At 68.4% G+C, this 6,213-nt stretch carries 3 protein-coding genes, 1 tRNA gene, 2 pseudogenes and 1 riboswitch; of the genes and pseudogenes, 1 reads left to right on the forward strand and 5 read right to left on the reverse strand.

Annotation, left to right across the window (positions count from 1 at the left end; all coding sequences use genetic code 11):
* From IJH84_RS01180 to IJH84_RS01200, 5 genes and pseudogenes are all read right to left on the reverse strand, one after another.
* Positions 1-293, reverse strand: a pseudogene (locus IJH84_RS01180) (hypothetical protein); the annotation flags it as partial.
* Positions 294-315: 22 nt separating this feature from the next.
* Entirely contained in the window at positions 316-1,992 is a 1,677-nt protein-coding gene (gene ettA, locus IJH84_RS01185; protein WP_200070878.1) for an energy-dependent translational throttle protein EttA, read from the reverse strand.
* Positions 1,993-2,104: 112 nt separating this feature from the next.
* Positions 2,105-2,551 (reverse strand): single-stranded DNA-binding protein, encoded by a 447-nt coding sequence (locus IJH84_RS01190; RefSeq protein ID WP_295139206.1) that lies wholly within the window; start codon positions 2,549-2,551, stop codon positions 2,105-2,107.
* A 149-nt stretch (positions 2,552-2,700) separates the two neighbouring features.
* On the reverse strand, positions 2,701-4,713 hold the full coding sequence (locus IJH84_RS01195) for a cytochrome c oxidase assembly protein (protein ID WP_295139209.1): 2,013 nt from the start codon (positions 4,711-4,713) through the stop codon (positions 2,701-2,703).
* A 299-nt stretch (positions 4,714-5,012) separates the two neighbouring features.
* Positions 5,013-5,086: transfer RNA gene (locus IJH84_RS01200), tRNA-Arg, on the reverse strand.
* 383 nt (positions 5,087-5,469) lie between these two features.
* A riboswitch (cobalamin riboswitch) is annotated at positions 5,470-5,634 on the forward strand.
* Positions 5,635-5,773: 139 nt separating this feature from the next.
* Here IJH84_RS01200 and IJH84_RS01205 point away from each other — a divergent pair.
* A pseudogene (locus IJH84_RS01205) lies at positions 5,774-6,213 on the forward strand (5-methyltetrahydropteroyltriglutamate--homocysteine S-methyltransferase); the annotation flags it as partial.

A 6,213-nucleotide genomic window follows, 5' to 3' on the forward strand; every position in this document is an offset into this window, starting at 1 on the left:
CAGCACGCGAGCTCGATCCGCAGCTCCGTGGCGAGCTCGTGGTCGTCGGCCGCCTCGGCGTCGCGGACGGCCGCGATCGCGCGACCGGTCACCTCCACGCCGTGCCCGAGGCGGTTCGACGCGAACAGCGCCACCGCCTCGGCACGTAGCCGCAACGAACGGTCACCGAGGCGTCTGGCCTGCGCGACGGCCTGATCACCGAGCATCAGAGCAAGCTCGGGTACCCGCCATCGCATCTGCCAGGCGGGTTCGTACAGCTCGTGCGCCACACCGCTCGGCTGAGCCTCGTGCACGCTGGCCAACACGCCTCCCCGTTCAGCCCCGGGTCAACTTCCGGTGGGTGACACGGTGCGGGCGAGCAGCTTCCTGGCCCAGTCTGTCGATCTTGTTCTTCTCGTAGCCCTCGAAGTTGCCCTCGAACCAGAACCACTTGGCCGGGTTCTCGTCGTCGCCTTCCCACGCGAGGATGTGCGTGGCGACCCGGTCCAGGAACCACCTGTCGTGCGAGATCACCACGGCGCAGCCCGGGAAGTTCTCCAGCGCGTTCTCCAACGAGCCGAGCGTTTCGACGTCGAGGTCGTTGGTCGGCTCGTCCAGCAGGATCAGGTTGCCGCCCTCTTTGAGGGTCAACGCGAGGTTCAGCCGGTTGCGCTCACCGCCGGAGAGCACCCCCGCGGGCTTCTGCTGGTCGGCGCCTTTGAAGCCGAACGCGCTCACGTACGCGCGGGAGGGCATCTCGACCTGCCCGACCTGGATGTGGTCGAGACCTTCGGAAACCACCTCCCACACGTTCTTCTGCGGATCGATGCTGGCCCGGTTCTGGTCGACGTAGGACAACTTGACGGTGTCGCCGACCCGGACCTTGCCCGCGTCCGGCTCCTCGAGCCCGACGATGGTCTTGAACAGGGTCGTCTTGCCGACGCCGTTGGGGCCGATGACCCCGACGATGCCGTTGGGCGGCAGGTTGAACGACAGATCGTCGATCAGCAGGTTGTCGCCGAAGCCCTTCTTGAGGTGCTCGGTCTCCACGACCAGGTTGCCCAGCCGCGGCCCCGGCGGGATCTGGATCTCCTCGAAGTCGAGCTTGCGGGTCTTCTCCGCCTCGGCGGCCATCTCTTCGTAGCGCTCCAGCCGGGAACGCGACTTGCTCTGGCGCGCCTTGGTGTTGGAGCGGACCCACTCCAGCTCGTCCTTGAGGCGCTTCTGCAGCTTCTGGTCGCGCTTGCCCTGCACGGCCAGCCGCTCCTGCTTCTTCTCCAGGTAAGTGGAGTAGTTGCCCTCGTACGGGTAAGTCCGGCCGCGGTCCAGCTCCAGGATCCAGCCGGCCACGTTGTCCAGGAAGTACCTGTCGTGCGTCACGGCCAGCACGGCGCCCTCGTAGTTCTGCAGGAACTGCTCCAGCCACAGCACGCTCTCGGCGTCGAGGTGGTTGGTGGGCTCGTCCAGCAGCAACAGGTCCGGCTTGCTCAGCAGCAGCTTGCACAACGCGACCCGGCGGCGCTCACCACCGGAGAGCTGGGTGACCGGGGCGTCCGGCGGCGGGCAGCGCAGCGCGTCCATCGCCTGCTCGAGGTGGGAGTCGATCTCCCAGGCGTCGGCGTGGTCCAGCTCTTCCTGGAGCCGGCCCATCTCCTCCATCAGCTCGTCGGTGTAGTCGGTGGCGAGCTGCTCGGCGATCGTGTTGAAGCGGTGCAGCTTCTGGATGATCTCGCCGACGCCTTCCTCGACGTTGCCGAGGACGGTCTTCTCCTCGTTCAGCGGCGGCTCCTGCTGCATGATGCCGACCGTGAAACCGGGCGAGAGGAACGCCTCACCGTTGTCCGGCTGCTCGAGTCCAGCCATGATCTTGAGCACGGTCGACTTGCCGGCGCCGTTGGGACCGACGACGCCGATCTTCGCACCGGGGTAGAACTGGAGGGTCGCTTCCTCGAGGATGACCTTGTCCCCGTGCGCCTTCCGCACCTTCTTCATGGTGTAAACGAACTCGGCCATACCCCAAATCGTAGATGCGGCCCGTGTCGTCTCGTGCACCGCCGTCGGTTGCCGCCCCGACAGCGGTGCACCGACTGCTCACGAACACCCCTGGCAACATCATCACCGCTGGTCAACCGGCTGCAAGATCAGCCGGGACGGGCCGCGGTGACCTTTCCCGCGTCGAATCCGCGCGAACCGCCGGTGCCGCCGACCGCTGCGGGCCCGCCTCCGGCTCCGGAAAACGGTTGCTGCGCGCCAGATCCAGCCCCACCGCGTTCGCCTCGATCTCGACCGAGGTTCGCCATTGCCCGTGCAGCTCGTACTCCCGCGTGCGCAACCGGCCGGAGACGACCACCGGCGCGCTCTTCGCGACCACGCCGTCCACTCCGTCCGCCACCCGCCGCCAGCAGTTCACGGTGGCGACCAGCCGATCACCGTCCACCCACTGCTCGGTGGTCTTGTCGAAGCGCCGGGCACTGCTGCCCACCCGGAAGCTGACGACCTTGCTGCCGGACACCTCGCGGGTCCGCGGCTCGGTCAGCACCGTTCCCACGACCGCCACACCGGTTTCGAACATCACTACCGCCTCGCTGTCCCGTGCGGCGCCCGCCCCTCGGACGAAAGCGCCGGGCCGGATCTCGGCCTGAATCCAGCTTGCGGTGCGCCGATCACGCGCCGCCACCTCGATTTCACGATCTGTGGACGGACGCGGCTGTTGTGGACAACTCAGCGGCTGCCGGACGTGTCGCCCTCCGACAGGCGGCGCAGCATTTCGTTGTACGCCTTGAGGTCCGCGTCCCCGTCCGCATCGGCCTTGCGGTCGATCCGCCGTGCGGCCCGATCGTCCGCGCGCGACCACTGGATCAGCAGCGCCAGCATCACCACGACCAACGGCACTTCTCCGGACGCCCACGCGAGGCCCCCGCCGAGGTTCTGATCCGCCAGCAGGTCCGGCACCCAAGGCAGCGCCAGCCCGCGGTAGAAGTCCGAGCCGATCACCGTCTTGGACATCATCAGCGTGATGCCGAAGAACGCGTGGAACGGCATCGAAGCGAACACCAGCCCGACCTTCACCAGCGGCGGCAGCTGCCGCGGCGCCGGATCGATGCCGATCACCGGCCAGTAGAAGACGTAGCCCACCAGCAGGAAGTGCGCGTTCATCGCCAGGTGCGCCCAATGCTCGTACAGCGCCGCGTCGAACAACCCGGAGAAGTACAGCGCCCAGAACGACCCCACGAACAGCGCCAACGCCACCAGCGGGTTGGTCAGCAGCCGCGTGAGCGGCGAATGCAGGAAGGCCAGCAACCACTCCCGCGGCCCCGGCGGCTGGTCCTTCGAGGCCGGCTTGAGCACCCGCAGCGCCAACGACGTCGGCCCGGCCAGCACCAGCAGCACCGGCGAGAGCATCGACAGCACCATGTGCTGTCCCATGTGGACGCTGAACATGGCGGGTGCGTACCGGCCGATGCCCGCCGAGGTGGCGATCAGGATCGACGCGCACCCGAGCAGCCACGCCGCGGTGCGCCCCACCGGCCACCGGTCGCCGCGCCGCCGCAGCTTGACCACGCCCCACACGTACAGCGCGGCCAACGCGATCGAGAACGTCCCGAAGACCAGGTCGAAGCGGAAGTCGAACAGCAGCCGCAGCACGGTCGGCGGTTCGATCGGGTACCCGACCAGCAGCTCCACCCGCGAGGGCAGCGGGCCGAGCTCCGCGGGCGGCGGCGTACGTCCGAGCGCGACGGCGACACCGATGGTCGCGAACATCGCGAGGACCTCGACCGCGCCCAGCCGCAGCAGCGCGTTGCGCCCGGCACCTTCCTCGATCCGCTTGACCGCGCGTTCCCGCTGGAAGTACGCGATGACGCCGAGCAGCGCCAGGCACAGCACCTTGACCACGACCAACGCCCCGTAGGGGGTCGTGAACAACTGCTCCGGCGGCACCCGCACGTAGGAGTTGAGCACGCCGGAGACCGCCATCACGATCCAGCACACCAGCGCGATCTTGGAGAACCGCCGCGCCACCAATCCCGCGTGCGCGCCCTTGCGCGCCAGGTGCGCGAGCACGGCGATCAGCCCGCCGACCCAGATCGTCGCGGAGTACAGGTGGAACAGCAGGCTGTTCGTGGCGATGTCGTGCGCACCGCCGCTGGCGGAGTGCCCGGTGGCGATCAGCGGCAGCATCCCGGCCAGCGACAGCGCGAAAAGCGCGACCGTCCAGCCCCACGACAGCACGATCCGGCAGGCGACGGCGAGCACGAGCGCGATCACCGCGGTGATCAGCCACGACTTGGCCTCTTCCAACGCGTCCACGAGGCCGAACAGCACGGTGCTGTCGAGCACCTCGCTCACCGGACGTCCGGTGGCGTCCGCGGCGGTGAACGGCACCAGCAACACAGCGCCGACGCACCACAGCGCGGCCGCCCAGCCTGCGGCCCGCACCGCCGCGTAGCCGTCGGCCGTCAACGGCCCGGATCGCCGCGCCGGGATGCCGAACGAGGCCAGCAGCAGCGAACCGATGCACACCACCGCGCCGGATTCGGCCAGCACCCGCGCCACGGGCAGCCCGAACCTGGTGACCGCGCCGGGGTCCGGCAGGCCGTAGGCGGCGTAGGCGTCGCTCGCGGACAACGCGGTCAGCGCGATCGCCACCACCGCGGCCAGGAGTCCCGCCGTGCCGACCAGCACTCCCACCGCACTCGATCTGCGCCGTCCGGCCGGAACCGTCTCAGAAGCCACGCGCCGAGCCTAACGGACATGTCCTGACCTGCGGTTTTCGGGTGCCGACGGACGCGAGCCGCGCAACTGAGCGGGACCGGCCGGATCAAGCGGCGGCAGCCACGATCGATCAGCACGAAACGTGATCAGGTTCGACACCGAAAGTGATCAATTTGTACACGTACGGACGCGGCGGAGTTGCGGAGAGTACGCGCCACGAAGTCGGCCCGAGAGGCGTTCGGCCCCTCCGCGGAACGTGGGTTAAGGTACGCTCAATTGATCTTGAGATGCTGTGGTTCGAACTCTCGACCAGGGAAAAGCGCCCCCGGCAGGACTCGAACCTGCGACCTAAGGATTAGAAGTCCTTTGCTCTGTCCGACTGAGCTACGAGGGCCTGTTCACCACATTGCTGAGCTGCACGGAGCAGGGTAACGGGCAGCTCCGCCGACCGTGGGACCGACGCGGGCGGCGTTGCAGAGCCGGTATAGAACGGCAAGCCGATCGACAGATCCGCGATCTTCGACCCCGCCGCGCCCGCTCACCGCACGGTGGGCGACGCCGCTTCGCGGCCGTTCGGACGTGATCCGCGTCTCCGATCCGGTTTCTCCCGCGAATTGCGCGAGATCGGTCGAAATCCCAGGTCACCTATCGCGCTTTCCCATGCAGTGGACGCGATGTCGGAGTTCGCGGGCCTTGTCTTCCGAGCAGAACTGGGTAACCTCCGACGTGCTGGTGGTTCGCCCGCACCGGCCCGAGCAGGCACGCGGCGGGCGAGGCAAGAGGGAACCCGGTGCGAATCCGGGACTGCCCCGCAGCGGTGAGTGGGAACGAACGCCGTCACCGGTTCCGGCCGGTCACAGCACTGAGCACGCGCTCGGGAAGCCGACGGTCAGTAGGAAGACCCGGCACCCGCCGGAGGAACGCCCGCGAGTCCGAAGACCTGCCGCCGGTGCGTGCGCCGCGATGCGCACGCGAGCCCGAGGTCCCGCGGGAGGACCGGTGGAGGAACCGCACGCGGTGGCGTGTGCCGGTCCCGGCGCGACCTCGGCGAACCTGCCGTCGAGCTCGCGAGGAGAGAGCGTTGGCCAGCAAGATCGGCTCCACCGTACTCGGCTACCCCCGGATCGGCCCGAACCGGGAACTCAAGCGTGCGCTGGAGAACTACTGGAAGTCCCGGATCTCCGAGCCGGAACTGCGCGAAGTCGCACGCACCCTGCGCACCGACACCTGGCGATCGCTGCGCGACGCCGGGCTGGATTCGGTGCCCGGCAACACGTTCTCGTACTACGACCAGGTGCTCGACACCGCCGTCACGTTCGGCGCGGTCCCGCGCCGCTTCCGGGAGCTGGGCCTGAGCCCGCTGGACACCTACTTCGCGTTGGCACGCGGCGTGGAATCGACACCGCCGCTGGAGATGACGAAGTGGTTCGACACCAACTACCACTACCTGGTACCGGAGATCGGCCCGGACACGGCGTTCACGCTGTCCGACCAGACTCCCGTCGACCAGTACCACGAGGC

This window comes from Saccharopolyspora sp. (assembly GCF_017434145.1).
Classification (GTDB): Bacteria; Actinomycetota; Actinomycetes; order Mycobacteriales; family Pseudonocardiaceae; genus Saccharopolyspora_C; species Saccharopolyspora_C galaxeae.

Coding starts and splice junctions, on each gene's coding strand:
- ettA (WP_200070878.1), bottom strand. CDS start 1,992: ATGGCCGAGTTCGTTTACACCATGAAGAAGGTGCGGAAGGCGCACGGG.
- IJH84_RS01190 (WP_295139206.1), bottom strand. CDS start 2,551: ATGTTCGAAACCGGTGTGGCGGTCGTGGGAACGGTGCTGACCGAGCCG.